The 15,967-nt window shown below is 66.9% G+C and carries 15 protein-coding genes; 4 read left to right on the top strand and 11 right to left on the bottom strand.

What is annotated here, in order from left to right; all coding sequences use genetic code 11:
- Window position 1: 1 nt before the first annotated feature.
- The 3 genes from WM2015_RS09620 (at window position 2) to ftsX (ending at window position 3,084) form a co-directional block, all read left to right on the top strand.
- The gene (locus WM2015_RS09620) at window positions 2-1,198 is read left to right on the top strand and encodes a type II secretion system F family protein (RefSeq protein ID WP_049725840.1); all 1,197 of its coding nucleotides are present in this window, start codon (window positions 2-4) and stop codon (window positions 1,196-1,198) included.
- Between the two features lie 247 nt (window positions 1,199-1,445).
- Entirely contained in the window at window positions 1,446-2,147 is a 702-nt protein-coding gene (gene ftsE, locus WM2015_RS09625; RefSeq protein ID WP_049725841.1) for a cell division ATP-binding protein FtsE, read from the top strand.
- Window positions 2,134-3,084, top strand: coding sequence for a permease-like cell division protein FtsX (gene ftsX, locus WM2015_RS09630; RefSeq protein ID WP_156201052.1), 951 nt, complete (start codon window positions 2,134-2,136; stop codon window positions 3,082-3,084). Before ftsE ends, ftsX begins: the two co-directional genes overlap by 14 nt.
- Before the next feature lie 13 nt (window positions 3,085-3,097).
- On the opposite strand, the gene idi is transcribed toward ftsX, so the two are convergent.
- From idi to WM2015_RS09685, 11 genes are read right to left on the bottom strand one after another with little or no spacing between them, the layout of a single operon-like run.
- Window positions 3,098-3,688: an isopentenyl-diphosphate Delta-isomerase gene (gene idi, locus WM2015_RS09635; RefSeq protein ID WP_245609754.1), complete on the bottom strand. Its 591-nt coding sequence runs from the start codon at window positions 3,686-3,688 to the stop codon at window positions 3,098-3,100.
- Window positions 3,678-5,936 (bottom strand): hydroxymethylglutaryl-CoA reductase, degradative, encoded by a 2,259-nt coding sequence (locus tag WM2015_RS09640; RefSeq protein ID WP_049727045.1) that lies wholly within the window; start codon window positions 5,934-5,936, stop codon window positions 3,678-3,680. Before WM2015_RS09640 ends, idi begins: the two co-directional genes overlap by 11 nt.
- A gap of 52 nt (window positions 5,937-5,988) precedes the next feature.
- Window positions 5,989-7,071 (bottom strand): mevalonate kinase family protein, encoded by a 1,083-nt coding sequence (locus tag WM2015_RS09645; RefSeq protein ID WP_049725844.1) that lies wholly within the window; start codon window positions 7,069-7,071, stop codon window positions 5,989-5,991.
- Entirely contained in the window at window positions 7,068-8,045 is a 978-nt protein-coding gene (gene mvaD, locus WM2015_RS09650) for a diphosphomevalonate decarboxylase (protein ID WP_049725845.1), read from the bottom strand. The genes WM2015_RS09645 and mvaD overlap by 4 nt, the downstream gene beginning before the upstream one ends.
- A 55-nt stretch (window positions 8,046-8,100) precedes the next feature.
- Window positions 8,101-9,399 carry a sensor histidine kinase gene (locus tag WM2015_RS09655; protein ID WP_169751139.1) on the bottom strand — a complete coding sequence of 433 codons (1,299 nt, stop codon included), beginning with the start codon at window positions 9,397-9,399 and terminating at the stop codon, window positions 8,101-8,103.
- Between the two features lie 39 nt (window positions 9,400-9,438).
- Window positions 9,439-10,464 carry an SAM-dependent methyltransferase gene (locus WM2015_RS09660; RefSeq protein WP_049725847.1) on the bottom strand — a complete coding sequence of 342 codons (1,026 nt, stop codon included), beginning with the start codon at window positions 10,462-10,464 and terminating at the stop codon, window positions 9,439-9,441.
- Window positions 10,461-11,030: a DUF2878 domain-containing protein gene (locus WM2015_RS09665; protein WP_049725848.1), complete on the bottom strand. Its 570-nt coding sequence runs from the start codon at window positions 11,028-11,030 to the stop codon at window positions 10,461-10,463. The genes WM2015_RS09660 and WM2015_RS09665 overlap by 4 nt, the downstream gene beginning before the upstream one ends.
- Window positions 11,030-12,307 carry an SAM-dependent methyltransferase gene (locus WM2015_RS09670; protein ID WP_049725849.1) on the bottom strand — a complete coding sequence of 426 codons (1,278 nt, stop codon included), beginning with the start codon at window positions 12,305-12,307 and terminating at the stop codon, window positions 11,030-11,032. The genes WM2015_RS09665 and WM2015_RS09670 overlap by 1 nt, the downstream gene beginning before the upstream one ends.
- Window positions 12,304-13,056, bottom strand: coding sequence for a DUF1365 domain-containing protein (locus tag WM2015_RS09675; RefSeq protein ID WP_049725850.1), 753 nt, complete (start codon window positions 13,054-13,056; stop codon window positions 12,304-12,306). The genes WM2015_RS09670 and WM2015_RS09675 overlap by 4 nt, the downstream gene beginning before the upstream one ends.
- The gene (locus WM2015_RS09680) at window positions 13,049-14,293 is read right to left on the bottom strand and encodes an NAD(P)/FAD-dependent oxidoreductase (RefSeq protein ID WP_049725851.1); all 1,245 of its coding nucleotides are present in this window, start codon (window positions 14,291-14,293) and stop codon (window positions 13,049-13,051) included. Before WM2015_RS09680 ends, WM2015_RS09675 begins: the two co-directional genes overlap by 8 nt.
- Window positions 14,290-15,210, bottom strand: coding sequence for an acyl-CoA desaturase (locus WM2015_RS09685; protein WP_049725852.1), 921 nt, complete (start codon window positions 15,208-15,210; stop codon window positions 14,290-14,292). Before WM2015_RS09685 ends, WM2015_RS09680 begins: the two co-directional genes overlap by 4 nt.
- Window positions 15,211-15,388: 178 nt before the next feature.
- Here WM2015_RS09685 and WM2015_RS09690 point away from each other — a divergent pair, with 178 nt between their 5' ends.
- Window positions 15,389-15,910, top strand: coding sequence for a GspH/FimT family pseudopilin (locus tag WM2015_RS09690; RefSeq protein WP_169751140.1), 522 nt, complete (start codon window positions 15,389-15,391; stop codon window positions 15,908-15,910).
- Window positions 15,911-15,967: the final 57 nt, after the last annotated feature.

Raw genomic sequence — 15,967 nt, forward strand, 5'->3', positions numbered from 1 at the left:
AGTGGCGGCCTTCGAGTACCAGGCCCTGGATGGCCAGCACACCGCCCGCGGTGTCATCCAGGCCGACAATGCCCGGGCTGCCCGCGCCCAGCTGCGGGAACGCGGTCTCATTCCGCTGGACATCCAGCAGGTGGAGACCCAGTCGAAGCGCGAGTTCTCGCTCCGCTCCCAGGGCCGCGAACGCGCCCTGGTGCTCCGCCAGCTCGCCACCCTGCTGCGCGCCGGCCTGACCCTCGAAGAAGTCCTCGGCATCCTGGTCGAGCAGACCGACGCCTCGGCCCAGCGCCGCCAGCTCGGCGCGATCCGCTCGCGGGTCATGGAGGGCCAGAGCCTGAGTTCGGCCATGGCCGAGCACCCGGCCCTGTTTCCGGCCCTCTACAGCGCCTCCGTGGCCGCCGGCGAGCGCGCCGGACAGATCGACCGCGTCCTCGCCCGCCTGGCCGACTACGCCGAACAGCGCGAGGAGACCGCCCGCGGTGTCAGCCTGGCACTGATTTACCCGGCCCTGCTCGCGATCATCGCCGTGGGCGTGGTCTGGGGTCTGATCGGCTTCGTCGTCCCGCGCGTGGCCGGCGTGTTCGAGACCGCCGGCCAGGAACTGCCCGACCTGACTCTCAGCCTGCTGGCGATCTCCGGGCTGATCTCGAATCACGGCCTGTGGCTGCTGCTCGGCCTGATCGGCGCGGGCTTCGGCCTGCTCCTGCTCTGGCGCTCGCCCGGGCCGCGGCTGGCCATCGACCGGCGCCTCCTCGCCCTGCCCGTCATCGGCCGCCTGACCCGCGCACGCCAGACCGCCAGCTTCACCCGCACCCTGGCCATCCTCACCAACAGCGCCGTGCCCCTGGTCGAGGCCCTGAAGGTCGCGGCCCGCGTGGTCGAGAACCACCAGGTCCAGGCCGACCTGGAACGCGCCGCCGGCCAGGTCCGCGAAGGCCAGTCCCTGAGCGCCAGCCTGCACTCGGCCGCCTGGCTGCCGCCGATGGCCCGTCGCCTGATCGCCGGCGGCGAGCGCAGCGGCGAACTCGCCCCGATGCTCGAACACGCCGCCGACATCCAGGAGCGCGAACTCCAGTCCGCGACCACCGTCATGCTGGCCGTGCTCCAACCGGCCCTGATCCTCGCCGTCGGCCTGATGGTGCTCTACATCGTGCTGGCCATCATGCTGCCGATCCTGAACATGAGCCAGTTGTTGTCGTGATGGTGTACGGGATTCGACAAAGGCAGATTCACCATCCCTCCATTGCAGGCAGGAGGAGACAGATTCAGGCATGGTCCGTCGGGCGCGTGGGCCCGACCTACGCGATCGCGCCCGTCGAAAGTGACGAGGCCGCCGTAACGGCTATTGCCGTAGGTCGGGGCCACGTCCCCGACGGTCCATGTCAAAGCCATCTCCGTCACAACGGCACCCCCGCCGCACACGAACCCACCCACCGGGCCCTGTTGTCATGATCCGATTCGAACACGTGGCCAAACGCTACCCGGGCGGCATCCAGGCCCTGAGCGACGTCAACTTCAGCCTCGAGAAAGGCGAGCTGGCTTTTCTGACCGGGCACTCCGGCGCGGGCAAGTCCACCCTGCTCCGCCTGATCGCCCTCCTCGAACGGCCCAGCCGGGGCCAGGTGATGTTCGACGGTCGCAACGTCGGCAAGCTGGCCCGGCGCCATATTCCCTACCTGCGCCGCCGCATCGGGGTGATCTTCCAGGATCACCGCCTGCTCTCGGACAAGAAGGTCTTCGACAACGTCGCCCTGCCCCTGATGATCGCCGGCGTGTCCTACGGCGAGATCAAACGCCGCGTCCGCGCCGCCCTGGACAAGGTCGGCCTGCTCGAAAAGGAGAACATGTACCCGCCGATGCTCTCGGGCGGGCAGCAGCAGCGCGTGGGCATCGCCAGGGCCATCATCGGCAAGCCGCCCCTGCTGCTGGCCGACGAGCCCACGGGCAACCTCGACCCCGAGATGTCCGCGGAGCTGATGAACTACTTTCTGCAGCTCAACGAACTCGGCGTCACGGTACTGATCGCCAGCCATGACCTGGAGCTGATCCGCCAACTCGGACGCCGCGTGCTCGTCCTCAAGGACGGCGAGATGATCGACGACCTGCCCTCGCGCCAGATCTACACGGGAGACGCCCATGGCACGGTCTAGGCATGGCGGCATGGAAGCCCTGCCGGGTGCCGCCGGCGTGCGCGCCTGGGCCCGGCGCCATGCCTTCAGCTTCCTCTCCTCCCTCGGTGCCCTGACCCGCCAGCCCATCGCCTCGGCGATGACCCTGGTGGTGCTGGCCGTGGCCCTGACCCTGCCCACGGCCCTGCACGTGACCCTCGACAACGTCAGCCGGATCAGCCAGAACTGGGAGCGGCTCGACACGCTCTCGGTCTTTCTCGACCAGGACGTCGACGAGAACGCGGCACGAAGCCTCGGTTCCCGAATCACGCTCTGGGACGAGGTCGCCGCCGTCGACCCGATCAGCCCGGAGATCGGCCTGGCCGAAGTCACCGGCCAGCTGCAGATCGAGAACCTGGCCGACAGCCTGCCCGACAACCCCCTGCCCTGGGTGCTGGAAATCACGCCGGAAACGGGCACGCCGATCCCGACCCTGGTCAATCGCCTGGAGCGCGAGGCCGGTGTCGATACAGTGGTGGTGGACCTGAAGTGGCTGGAACGCCTGGACGCGATGCTGGACGTCATCAGCCAGCTGGTGATCCTGCTGGCGGCCCTGTTCGCTGTCGGCGTGGCCTTCATCATCGCCAACACGATCCGCATGGACATCCAGAACCGAAGGGAAGAGATCGAAGTCATGGCCCTGGTCGGCGCGACCCCGGCCTTCATCCGCCGCCCCTTCCTTTATACGGGTCTCTGGTACGGCCTGATCGGCGGCACCCTGGCCTGGCTGATCGTGCGCTTCGGCCTGATCGCCCTGGCCGGCCCGATCGCCGATCTGAGTGGCAGCTATGACGCGAACTTCTCCCTTCAGCCGCCAGCACTGGAAATTATCGCCCTGCTGATCCTCGGCGCCGGCCTGTTCGGCATCCTCGGCGCCTGGCTGGTCGTCAACCAGCACCTGAAGCGGATCAACCCCTGACCTACCAGAGTCCTCAGGCGCGGGGACAGAAACAGGCCAGCGGTTCGGCGTACTTGCCGCGCAAAGCTCGCCACTCCATCCGGAACCAGGGCGCCACAGGAGCGCCGCGATCAGCCACCAGGGCATCGGCTTCGTCGAGGCTCACGAAGCGCCACTGGGCGATTTCCGAGGGATTGGGGCTGAGTTCGGATTCGCGGGTGCGGCCGAGGAAGACGGAGCAGAGTTCGTGCTCGGAGCCCAGGTCCTCGTAGCGGGCCTGGTAACGGAATTTATAGATGAATTCGAGTTCGGCGGTGACGCCCAGCTCCTCTTCCATGCGGCGCTGGGTAGCGATCTCGAGGCTTTCACCAGCACGCGGGTGCGAGCAACAGCTGTTGGCCCAGTAGCCGGGCCAGAGCCTTTTACCGGGGGCGCGCTGCTGGATCAGCAGGCGGCCCTGCTCGTCGAACAGGAAGACCGAGAAGGCGCGGTGCAGGAGGCCGTCGCCGTCGTGGGCCTCGCCCTTGGACAGCAGGCCGATTTCCTGGTCGTTCTCGTCGACCAGGATCAGCGATTCGGACTCCGAGGAGACGACGCGCGCGGGCCCGGCCTGCTCAAGCGCCACCGACGGTGACCTCGATGGCATGGTAGCCGGCGGCACGGATGGCGCGGGCCACGCCGGCGCTGTTCTCGGGGGCCAGGGCGATGATCGATCCACCGCCGCCGCCACCGGTCAGCTTGGCGCCCAGGGCGCCGTTGTTGCGGGCGATCTGGATCAGTTCTTCCAGTTCCCAGCTCGAGACCTGCATGGCGTTCAGCAGGCCCTGGCAGACGTTCATCATCTCACCCAGAGTGTCGTAGTCGGAGGTCTTGAGCGCGTCGAGGCCCAGGCCGACCAGGCCGTCGATCTCGTCGAAGATGCGTTCGTAGATGGCCGGGTTCTTCTTCCAGGCTTCGCGCACGCGGGTCACGGTCTTGGCCGTCAGGCTCTCGACCCCGCTCATGCCGATCACGATCGGCAGGGGCTCGGGCAGTTCGATGACTTCACGCATCGGCTGCTCGCCGGCGCGGAACAGGGTCACGTCGCCATAGGTCGCCAGAGTGTTGTCCAGGCCCGACGGCGTGCCGTGGGCGAACTTCTCGCACTCGAAGGCCAGTTCGTTGACCCGGGCATCGCTGAGCCCGAGGCCGAAGTGCACGTTCATCGCGCGAATGACAGCCACGGCCAGCGCGGCCGAACCGCCCAGGCCCATGGCGCGCGGCACGTTCGGGAAGATCTCGATGCGCATGCCGCGGCCGGTCAGGCCCAGGGACTCGAGGAGGCGCGCCATCGAGCGGGTGAAGGACGGCGGGCGTTTGGCGTCGAAGTCCAGACGCTGCTCCACGCCCCAGCGCGGGATGATCAGTTCGATGCCTTCGCGCGTGTCCTCGATGCGGGCCTGAATCGCCAGTGGAATGGGTGCGGCGATCGCGCGACGGCCGTAGACGACCGAATGCTCGCCGAGCAGGATGATCTTGCCGTGACCGGCGCCCAGGGCCTCGCCTTCCAGGGTGTCCGGCGTTTCAGTCTTGAGCGTCGGCGTGGCCTGCGCGCTGACCGAGGCCATGATCTCCTCGGCCTTCCAGATCTTGATCTCGCCGGAAGCGATCAGGCGCTCGACGACCGTGTCGAACAGCTCCGGCGGCACGCCGGCGGCCGTGGCCACGCTGCGCGCGTGCAGGGTCATGTGGCCCTGCTGGATGCCTTCGGTCACCAGGGCGCGCAGGGCCGAGAAGGTCTGGGCCAGACCCACGGCGCCCATCACCTCGGCCAGTTCACGGGCGGACTGGACGCCGAGCATGCGCAGGTTCAGCGCCACGGTGGGGTTGGTCTGCAGGGGACCACCGACCGTGCCGACCTTGATCGGCACTTCCAGCTCGCCGATCAGGTCACCGTTGTCGGCCTTGGACCACTGGGTCAGCGACGTGTAGCGGCCGCCACGGGCGGCGTAGGCATGGGCACCCGCCTCGATGGCTCGCCAGTCGTTGCCGGTGGCCAGGGCCACGGCGTCGATGCCGTTCATGATGCCCTTGTTGTGGGTCGCGGCCCGGTAGGGGTCGACGCGGGCGAAGTCATTGGCGACGATGATCCCGTCGCGCACCTGTTCGCCGTCGAAGCCCTTGCCCGTCAGCAGGGCCGTCGGAATGCGGACCTTCGAGCGCACCAGGGCGCGGTCGGCCAGGTTGGACAGAATGCGCAGGAAGACCCGGCCCTCGGCGATGGTCTCGACCAGGGAGGCCACGCCTTCGCACATGGTGTTGACCAGGTTGGCGCCCATCGCGTCACGGGTGTCGACGAGCAGATGCAGCACGACCATGTCGCCGCCCGGGCCCTGGGATGGATGGATGAAGACTTCCAGGTCCTTGGCGCCGCCGCCGCGGGCCATCATCTTCGGGTGCAGGCTGTTGGCGAGGTTCAGGATCTCCGCCTTGCGCTGCAGCAGGGCCGCGCGGGCACGGGCCGTGTCGGGCACGTCGACGATCTGCACCTGGCCGATCAGCATCGGCTCCTGGGATTCGACCTGGAAGCCGCCGGCCTGGCGGGCCAGCTTGGCCGCCGAACTCAGCGCCGCGACGATCGAGGGCTCCTCGACCACCAGGGGCACGACGTAGTCCTTGCCGTTGATCAGGAAGTTCAGACCCAGACCGACCGGCAGCCCCATCACGCCGACCACGTTCTCGATCATCTTGTCGGCCAGCTGGACCGACAGGGTGTGCCGGCCGGACTGCAGATTCTGGTAATCCTCGGCGTCCAGCAGGCCGCGGTCGCGCACGGTGCGCACGCGCTCGGGCACGCTCATCTTGTAGAACTGCGGTATCCGCGATCGATCCATGTCTTGCAAACTCCAGAAAAAGGTCTCGGCCAGGCCGATGGATAAGCCGGGCTCAGCGCCCCGAATCCCCGCCTGATTCTGACCGCTCGAGCCGAACACCGTTCCGGTCGACCTGCATGACCAGCTCCGGAATGCCCCGCTGGGCCAGCCAGCGGCTCATGTCCAGCATGCGATCGGGCTCGGTCCCCGCGATCAGGGCCAGATCTCCGACCCCTGCACCGCTGGGCTTGGCGGCCAGACCGAGGCGTTCGGCCTGCTCCATGATGGCCGCGTGCTGCCCGTCGAGCAGATTCACGCCCATCCAATCGCCCATTGTACCCATTCTGTCGCCGTATTCGCCCAGGCAGGCCACCAGGGACGCGGCATCTCCGGCCTGGATGGCCGCGCGGGCGTCGGCCACGATCTGCGCGGCGGCGAGCTGCCACTGGCGGGCCTTGCGGGGCGTTTCCCTCGACCAGGCGCGATAGCGGGCCAGCAGCGCCGGGGTGGACGCCGGGGCACCGGTCCAGGCAAAACGGAGTTCCAAGTTCGCCGGCAGATCGAGGGGCCGGACCTCGGCGCCGGATGCGGTCGGCCGGAACTCGATCAACCCGCCGTAGAGGCTGGTCGCCAAATCGATGCCACTGCCCTCCCCGCCCTGGCCGTGGCGATAGGGTGGCAGCAGGCGGGCCAGGGCCTGATCGGCGTCCTCGGCCGCCTGCCCGGCGTGGCCGCCGATCGCCGCGTCCACCGCCACCGCGACGGCCGAGCTGGACCCGAGGCCGAGCTTGATGAGACGGGCGTCGTGCGAGAGGTAGAGGGCCCGGGTGTCGATGTCCAGGCGGAAGGGTTCGAGCTCGAATCCGGCCTGCTGAAGTTCGAGGACACGGTGGCTGATCAGCCCGGCCGTTCGCTGCAGGCGCTCGAAGCCCGCGGCGCGACGATCCCAGAGAACGCCGGAATCCGGGTCGATGGTGAACGCGACGGACGACAGGCCCAGCTCGGGAGCACTGATGCGGCAGCCTCCGTGGCCGCAAGCGCTCAACCGGACTCGCGCATGACGATCGACGGCCAGGGACAGGGCCGCACCGCCATCGGTCACCGCGTACTCACCGATCAGAACGGCCTTGCCCGGCGCCTGGGCCAGCATGCTCATGGCAGCTCGACGGCGCCGGGCCCGAGCCGCGCCTCGAGCACACGGTGCACTCCGGGCAGTTCCGCCAGCGCGTCGGCGACGGGCCGGCGATGCTCGGGCCGGCAGATCGCCTTGACCTGTGGGCCGGCATCGACGGTGAAGAAGACGTCCAGCCCGGAGGCGCGCAGCTCGCGAACCCGCTCCAGGCAGGCCAGCGTGGCCGGCTTGAAGTAGATCACCCCCGGCCGCGCGGCCAGGGCCGAGGCATGCATGGCCAGGGCGCTGGCTTCGGCCACGTCGGCGAGGGCGGCGAAATCCCTGGAGAGGATCGATTCGCGCGCCAGCGCCAGATCGCGATCGACCTGCTCGACCCAGGCCGGGTAATACGGCGAGGTCCGCATGGTGCGGCGCATGCCCTCGCTCGAGGACACGGACTTGGCCTCTTCGCTGGTCACGGCCACCACGACCTCGAGGGGCCAGTGCTCGGCCGGGGCCAGAGGGCGAGCCACGCAGTCGCTGCCGTCGGGCGCTTCGCCGCGCGCCATCTCGACGAAACCGCCGAAGATCGAGCGCGCGGCCGAGCCCGAACCCTGGCGCGCCAGCTCCGACAGGCGAGTCGGCGAGAGATCGAGGCCGAAGGCCCGGTTGGCCGCCACCGCCAGCGCCGCAAAGGCCGAGGCGGAGGACGCCAGGCCCGCCGAGGTCGGGAAGCTGTTGCTGCTGATGACCTGAAAATGGCCTTCGCGACCGGCCAGGGCGCGGAAGCGGTCGAGAAAGGCGCGCAGACGCGCCGGGTCGGCCGGGCGACCGTTGAGTTCGAACTGATCGGCCGCCAGGCTCGGGTCGGGAACGAGCCGGGTGTCCGTATGCAGCGTGTCGAGGGTGATCGACAGGGAGCCGGTTGCCGGCAGGTTCAGGGCCTCGTCACGCTTGCCCCAGTACTTGACCAGCGCGATGTTGGAACCGGCTCGCGCCCTCGCCTCCTGGATGTCCATGCTGCTCGTTCAGGCTGGTGGAAAAGCGCAATGATAGCCCGACGGGGCGCCGGTCTCAGTCCGAGGCGTCGCTGAAGCGCTTGAAGCTGGCGCGCGGGAATCCGACGCGAATCTCGGTACCCACTCCGATCTCGGAGTCGGCCTGCAGGGACCAGCCGAAGCGGTCGCAGAGACGGCGGACGATCGCCAGGCCAAGGCCATAGCCTTCGTTGCTGCGGTCATGACCGCGGTAGAAGGGCTCGAACATGCGCTCAAGATCCGCCTCGCTCATGCCGCAACCCGTGTCCTTGATCGACACGCCCCGGTGATCGATGAACACATCGACCCGCCCCTTTTCCGTATAGGTCAGGGCGTTGCGCAGCAGATTGGTGAAGACGATAGCCAGCACCCGCTCCGGCGCGTCGACCTCGAGCAGGCCGCGCGCGTGCATGCCGACGCTGACCTCTGCCTTGGGCACGGCGCGAACCACCTGATCGAAGATCTCGGCGACCAGGTCGTTCAGCACGACCGAAGACCAGTTCAGTTTCGATTCGGTCTCGCGGGCCAGGATCAGCAGGGTCTCGACCAGGGCCTCCATGTCGCGTACCGTGCGCGACATCCGCTCGACAACCCGCTGCCGACGCTCGGGCTCATCGAATTTCTTGAGCAGGTCCAGATTGGCCTTGACCACCGCCAGGGGCGTGCGCAGTTCATGGCTGGCGTTGCGGGTGAAGTTCCGCTCGCGCTGGATGAAGGCCTCCATGCGCTCGATGAACTGGTTGAAGGCATTGACCAGGGTCACGACCTCCGAATCCGAGGTGTCACCGAAGGATTCCGGGCAGAATTTCTCGAACTGGCCCGAGTTGAAGTCGTAGTTGCGCACCATCTCGGACAGCTGCACGACCGTCGACACGGCCCGCCGCGACAGCACGTAGCCGATCCAGGTCAGCAGATAGATCAGCAGCAGGACCGCGGTCAGGGGCGCGATACCGAAGTAGAAGGCCAGCGAACTGACCTGCACCTCGTCGAAGACCAGGTAGAGCCGGTCGGCCCCCTCGTCGCTGACGAAGACGACCGGCCGCTCACCGTTGCCCGCATCGACGCGCTGGAAGCCGGCCGGGACGTCCTGCAGCCATTCGGGGACACCGTGGAAGCTGCTCTGGCGCGCCATGTAACCGCGCAGATTGTTGGTGTTGGGCAGCGGAAAGCTGTGGTCTTCGCGGTAGTTGGCCCAGAAATGCTCGGCCTCGCCATTGAGCGCTTCCTGCACCAGCACCTTCTCGACCACCAGAGCGGCCCCGTAGACGCCCATCACCGTGGCCACGCTGATGGCCAGCACCTGCAGCACGAACACCCGAACCAGCTTGGTATTCAAGCCTCCTTTCAGGATTCGGTTCAGGTAGGACATGGTTGATCAGCGACGTCGGAAACGATAGTGGGCCACCATCCAGGCATTGCCCTCATCGTAGCCGAACAGCTCCTCGCAGGCCATGAAGAACATGCGCCAGCGCTGGCGCCAGATCTCGCCGTCGTCGCCATAGATCTGCTGCATGACCTGACGGCACTCGTCCTTGCGCGCGTCCATGTTGTCCAGCCAGGCTCGCGAGGTACGGGCGTAATGGGTCCCGGAGTAGAGCTTGCGATCTTCCAGCGCCAGGTCGTCCTGGAAGTGCAGCAGGGTGTCTGCCGCCGGCATCAGGCCGCCGGTAAAGAAATACCGCCCCATCCAGTTGTCCTCCCCCTCGGTCTCGAAGGGATAGGCCAGGTAGCGGTGACAGAAGATGTGCACGAACAGCTTGCCTTCCGGCTTCAGCCAGCCGGCGATCCGGTTCAGCAGGACGCGGTAGTTGCGCACGTGCTCGAACATCTCCACGGACACGACGCGATCGAAGCGTTCGTCGAGTTCGAGCTGATTGACATCGCAGGTCCGGATCTCGACGTTGTGCAGACCGAGCTCGAGGGCGCGCTGCTCGATGAAGGCGCGCTGCGAGGCGGAGTTGCTGACCGCCGTGATGCGACTGTTCGGGTACTGGCTGGCCATCCATAGCGTCAGCGAGCCCCAACCGCAGCCGAGTTCGAGCACTCGCTGACCATCGGCCAGCTCGGCCTGCGCGCAGCTGGCCTCGAGCATCGCCTCTTCGGCAGTGTCCAGATCATTGACACCCGGCGGATAGAGGGCGCTGGAGTACTTCAACCGCGCCCCCAGGGCCAGCTTGTAGAAGGCGGCCGGCACCTCGTAGTGCTGTTCGTTCGCCGCATCGGTCTCGATGGCGATCGCCGATTCGGCCAGTTCGTTCATCAGGGCCTGGGTACGCTCGGCCTGCTGTTCGGGGTCGCGATCGAATTCGTCGCGCAGGCGCTGGGCCAGCAGTCGACGAATCCCTCGTCGGATCAACCAGTCGGGGGCCAGGCCTTTCTCGGCCAGTTCGATCGGGGTCATTCGGTTTCGACTCCAGCGTTGTCGGTGGTCAGGGATGATCGAGCCGCCGAAGCCTTCACTTCGGGTCGACTCAACCAGAACAGGAAGGGCAGCAGCAGCGCCCAGCTCAGGCCGACCGCCAGCACCACGGCCCAGGCCGGCGCCAGCCATTCGACCGCGCCGAAGCGAGCCCCGGCAAAATAGGACATGGGCGAGCCGATGCCACCCAGCAGTCCGATCAGCAGCAGGCGCTGCTTGAAGGCCGCCATCGAGTGGTTGATCACCAGCGCCAGGGCGACCCAGAGGAGCAGGATCCACAGGGGCGCGAAGCCCGGCGACGGCCAGGCGGTGCTGTAGGCAAGGACGCCGGCCCGCACCCAGAAACTGTCCAGCAATATGCCCAGGCCCACACAGACGGCCAGCATGCGGAGGTCCTGCGGGTGCCGACGCGCCGGGTGCAGCTGCCAGACCGCCATGGCACCGACCACCAGCAGGCCGATCCAGAGCTGCCCGTAGGCCGCGCCGATGACGCAGGCCGGCCAGGCCGCCTGGAAAAAGCCCTGATTGATCCAGAAGTCGCGGTGCATCAGGCCTCGCCGGTCAGTCCCGTGGCGCGAGAGGGACGGTAATCCGGGCCGGCCATCAGCAGGTGCACATCGCTGATCGCCCGTTCCAGGAAACCGCCCTCGCAGTAGGCCAGATAGAAGCGCCAGCGGCGGCGGAAAGTCTCGTCGAAGCCCATCGGCTCGATCCGATCCCAGGCCGCTTCGAAGCGCTCGCGCCAGTCGCGCAGGGTGCTGGCATAGCTGGCCCCGAAATCGGCCAGTTCGATCAGCCCCAGCCGCGTGGCTCTGGCCATCGAGGCCGTGATCGTGCTGACCGAGGGGATGAAGCTGCCCGGGAAGATATAGCGCTTGATGAAGTCCACGCTCTTCAGCGCCGAGGCATAGCGGAAGTCCTCGATCGTGATGGCCTGGATCAGGGCCAGCCCGTCGGGCCGAAGCAGCCGATCGATGCGACCCAGATAGGTATCGAGATAGTCGTGTCCGACCGCCTCGATCATCTCGATCGAGACCAGCTTGTCGTACTGGCCGTCCAGATCACGGTAATCGTCGAGGCGCAGCTCGATCCGGTCCTTCAGGCCGGCTCGCTCGATGGCGGCCTTTGCGTGATCGTGCTGTTCGCGGGAAATGGTCGTGGTCGTGACCCGACAGCCGTAGTGCGTCGCCGCGTGGATGGCCAGGCCGCCCCAGCCGGTGCCGATTTCGAGCAGATGATCCTCGGGGCCCAACTTGAGGCGCTGGCAGATGCGATCGAGCTTGTTGATCTGGGCCTGCTCGAGGCTGTCTTCGTCGCTCAGGTACAGACCGCTGGAATACATCATCCGCTCGTCGAGCCAGGCCGCGAAGAAGTCGTTGCCCAGGTCATAGTGCGCCGCGATATTGCGCCGGCTGCCCGCCAGACTGTTGCGGTTGAAGCGATGCCAGACCTTCAGCAGGGCGCCGGTGACACGTGCGCCCCCCTCTTCCATCGCATCGAGGGCGTTTCGGTTGCGCGCCAGCACCTGGACGACGGCCACCAGGTCCGGGCTGTCCCAGAGACCCGCCATGTAGGCTTCCGCCGCGCCGACGCTGCCGCCGGTCGCCATCAGGCGCCAGAACTTCATGTCGTGGATCAGGACTTCGGCGACCAGCTCGTCCCCGGCACCGATCTCGATCACGCCCTGGGCGTCCTCGATGATGAGTCGGCCTCGCGTGATGGCCGCGGCCAGGCGCTCGGACACGCGACGCCGCAGCCAGCCATCGAGACGGCCGCCCGAGTCTTCGGCACGAAGGCCGGCATCGGCGAACTCGCTGCGACTCATCGTGAGTTCGGCGACGGATCCGGATGAGGATGAAACGGAATTCGTTTTAGCCATAGTCGAAAAGCCTGCCAGTAGATGCCGGCCACCACCTTGAGGGTGACCAGCGGAAAACGGAGGGGCATCCACGCCATCGACCGAGAGGTCATCGGCTGAAGCGCCAGACTCATGCCCGCCCGGAAGCATTCTGCGTTCCCGTCGATCAGAAGCATGTGAACAGCCACGCGCCCTTCTTCGATGCGGAAGCGCCAGTCATAGGCGAGCTCCATCGGCATGAAGGGGGAGACGTGGAAGTCCTTGTCGAAACGGAAGCGGTAATCGGGTCCGGCCTGATCGCGGGCATCGAGCACGTAGGCACGACGCTCGTTCCACGGGGTGTTGTGCACCTCGGCCACGATGGCGGCCAGCTCACCCTCGTGATGGCAGAAATAGAAACTCACCGGATTGAAGCAGAAGCCCCACTGACGGAGATGCGTCAGCAGGAACACCTGCCCGGTGGGCCGGAAGCCGAGTTCCGTGTGCACGCGCTCACGCACGGCCTCCGAAACGCCGAGCTCCGGCGGGCCGAGATAATCCGAGCGGCGGAAACTGACCAGATTGAAGCGCCGCAGGCTCCAGAGCCGGGAGCGCTGGAAGAGGCCCTCCAGTGCGTCGAGATCCAGCAGGCTGAAATACAGCGAATAGCGGAATCGGTGCGGGCGCGGCACGGTCCGGCGATGCCAGACCGTCCCCGTGGCCAGTGCGCTATCCATCGGCCCGGCCGGCAAGATGATCGATCACCCGGCGCGCGCTGCGGGCGCCGTCTTCATGGAAGCCCCAGCCCCACCAGGCCCCGCAGAACCAGGTTCGATTCCGGCCGTTGATCTCGCCCCAGCGCCGCTGCGCCATGATCGCCTCGGGGGTGAACACCGGGTGGGCGTACTGGCGCTTGACCAGAATCTTCGCCGGGTCGATGAGTTCGGTCTGGTTCAGGGACACGATGTAGTCTTCCGGTCCGTCGATGCCCTGCAGCAGATTCATGTAGTAGGACACCCGACACTGCTCGCGATCCTGCGCGTCGCGGCGAACGTTCCAGCTGGCCCGGGCGGCCGGATTGCTCGGCAGCAGGCCCGTGTCCGTATGAAGCACGGTCTCGTTGTCCTGATAGGCGATGGCCCCCAGGATCATGCGTTCGTTGCGGTCGGCGTCGTCGAGCAGGGCCAGAGCCTGGTCCGAATGGCAGGCCAGGATCACCGTGTCGAAGCGTTCGTCGTCGCCATCTGTCCTGATGCGCACGTGATCCGGGTGGCGCTCGATGGATCGGACCGGTGTGGCCCGACGCAGCTGGCCGCAGCCGGGCAGCGCACGCTCCACGTACTGGCGCGAGCCTCCATCGATGGTCTTCCATTCCGGACGCTCGTTGACCTGCAGCATCGTGTGATGGTCCATGAAGGCCAGCAGATGGCGCATCGGAAACTCCCGGATCCGACCCATCGGCGCCGACCACAGGGCCGAGGCCATGGGCAGCAGGTGCTGCTCGCCGAAGGCCCGGCCCAGGCCGCTGCCCTCCAGCCAGTCGCCGAGCGTCACGCGATCGTCGATGGTCTCGAGGAGGCTCGGCGCCTGACGGTAGAAGCGGAGGATGTCCCGCACCATGCCGAGGAAACTCGGCCGGAACAGGTTGCGCCGCTGACAGAACAAACGGTTCAGGGAGGTGGCGTTGTACTCGATGCCGGTCAACCGATCGGAGACCGCGAAGCTCATGTCCGAGGACTTCCAGCGAACCCCCAGGGCCTCGAGCCAGGCCGTGAACAGGGGGTAGTTCTGCTCGTTGAAGACGATGAAGCCCGAGTCGACCGGGATGTTCCTGCCACCGGCCTCGACCTGCTGGGTGTCGGCGTGACCACCGAAGCGGTCCTCGGCCTCGAACAGACAGACCTCATGCTCCCTAGCCAGGTGCCAGGCCGCATACAGCCCGGACACGCCGCCGCCGACGATCGCGATCTTCATCCGGCGGCCTCGATGCGTCGCGCGTTGCGCAACTGAACCGGCACGGGCTTGAGGCCACGCACCAGCCCCACCCAGCTCATCATCTTGAGCAGGTAGTAGCTCAGATCGATCTCCCACCAGTAGAAGCCCTGGCGGGCGGAACCCGGGTAGTGATGGTGGTTGTTGTGCCAGCCCTCGCCCAGGGTCAGCAGGGCGAGGAACCAGTTGTTGCGGCTGTCATCCCGAGTCGCGTAGCGACGGCGACCCCAGAGGTGGGCCAGGGAATTGATGGTCAAGGTCACGTGGATCAGTACCACGGTCGAGATGAAGTAGCCCCAGATCAGCATCTGCCAGGCGCTGGTGCCCAGCTCCGGATACCAGCGGTCCAGCAAGGCGCCCAGGCCGAACATCCCGACCGCATACAGCACGGGCACGAGCAGATCGTAGCGGTCCAGCAGGCGAAGCTCCGGGTAACGGACCAGGTCGGGAATCTGGGAGTGATCGGTCGCGAAGTGGCGACGCGACAGGAACCAGCCCATATGACTCCACAGGAAGCCGTGGCGGGGCGAGTGGGGATCGGCCTCGCGGTCGGCAACCTTGTGATGGTGGCGATGGTGCGCCGCCCACCACAAGGGCCCCCGCTGGGTCGCCGCCGCGCCGATCAGCGCGAACAGGAACTGCACCGGCCGGGAGGTCTGGAAGGTCCGATGCGAGAAATAGCGGTGGTAGAACGCGGTGATTGCGAACATGCGCAGCAGGTAGCTGGCCAGGGCCACGGCCACCGCAACCCAGGACACGCCGACCCAGATGACGGCCAGACACGCCAGATGCAGGGCGATGAACGGCACGATCCTCGCCCAGTCGATGCGCTCGTCCTCGACCGGCACGTTGGCCGCGTCCGAATTGAACCAGGCGGTAAGACTTCGTTTCAGTGACATCGATCAGGTCCTCTCGATCACGGCGCCAATTAGACGGGCTGGCGGTGAACCACGGGTGAATCCCGGCGCATGATGGACGATTTCCTACCGAATGGTGCGGCATCGACCCGATGCCCGAGGCGCGCCGGGAGAGAACAATGATCCCGAACTCGACGGCCCACGGGGCCAGGGATCGACCATGCCCAGCAAAACACGCGGATTCACCCTGATCGAACTGCTTATCGGACTGTTGCTGACCGCCATCGTCCTGTCCCTGGCCGTGCCCGGCTTCAGCCGCTTTCTGGCCGGGCAACGCGTCACCGTCGCCACCAACGAACTGATGGCCAATCTGCAGTACGCGCGCAACGAGGCCCTGACCCGCCATCAGATCGTGATCGCCTGCCCCAGCCCCGATCACCAGGACTGCGAGGGCAACCGCTGGGACCGCGGCTGGATCGTGTTCGTCGACCCGGATCGCAACGGCAGCGTGGAGGCACCCGAACAGATTCTGCGCGTGATGGGCCCAAACGACCACGCGCGGATGCATTCCGGCGGTCGCTATCGCGTCCGTTTCCGGCCCAGTGGCAGCGCCTATGGCAGCAACCTGACCATCCGTGTCTGTGACCCTCAGGCGCGGGTCCCGGGACGCGCCGTGGTGGTCTCCAATCCGGGTCGCGCCCGGGTGGAACGTCGCCTGAGCCCGGCGGATTGCGCAACCTGAACCTCTTGCATACGCCGGCGTATGGCGCTAGGATTCAAACAATCGTTTGAAACCGAC

The sequence above is a fragment of the Wenzhouxiangella marina genome (assembly GCF_001187785.1).
Taxonomy (GTDB): domain Bacteria; phylum Pseudomonadota; class Gammaproteobacteria; order Xanthomonadales; family Wenzhouxiangellaceae; genus Wenzhouxiangella; species Wenzhouxiangella marina.

Coding starts and splice junctions, on each gene's coding strand:
- ftsE (WP_049725841.1), top strand. CDS start 1,446: ATGATCCGATTCGAACACGTGGCCAAACGCTACCCGGGCGGCATCCAG.
- ftsX (WP_156201052.1), top strand. CDS start 2,134: ATGGCACGGTCTAGGCATGGCGGCATGGAAGCCCTGCCGGGTGCCGCC.
- WM2015_RS09640 (WP_049727045.1), bottom strand. CDS start 5,936: ATGGATCGATCGCGGATACCGCAGTTCTACAAGATGAGCGTGCCCGAG.
- WM2015_RS09645 (WP_049725844.1), bottom strand. CDS start 7,071: ATGAGCATGCTGGCCCAGGCGCCGGGCAAGGCCGTTCTGATCGGTGAG.
- mvaD (WP_049725845.1), bottom strand. CDS start 8,045: ATGGACATCCAGGAGGCGAGGGCGCGAGCCGGTTCCAACATCGCGCTG.
- WM2015_RS09660 (WP_049725847.1), bottom strand. CDS start 10,464: ATGACCCCGATCGAACTGGCCGAGAAAGGCCTGGCCCCCGACTGGTTG.
- WM2015_RS09665 (WP_049725848.1), bottom strand. CDS start 11,030: ATGCACCGCGACTTCTGGATCAATCAGGGCTTTTTCCAGGCGGCCTGG.
- WM2015_RS09670 (WP_049725849.1), bottom strand. CDS start 12,307: ATGAGTCGCAGCGAGTTCGCCGATGCCGGCCTTCGTGCCGAAGACTCG.
- WM2015_RS09675 (WP_049725850.1), bottom strand. CDS start 13,056: ATGGATAGCGCACTGGCCACGGGGACGGTCTGGCATCGCCGGACCGTG.
- WM2015_RS09680 (WP_049725851.1), bottom strand. CDS start 14,293: ATGAAGATCGCGATCGTCGGCGGCGGCGTGTCCGGGCTGTATGCGGCC.
- WM2015_RS09685 (WP_049725852.1), bottom strand. CDS start 15,210: ATGTCACTGAAACGAAGTCTTACCGCCTGGTTCAATTCGGACGCGGCC.
- WM2015_RS09690 (WP_169751140.1), top strand. CDS start 15,389: ATGCCCAGCAAAACACGCGGATTCACCCTGATCGAACTGCTTATCGGA.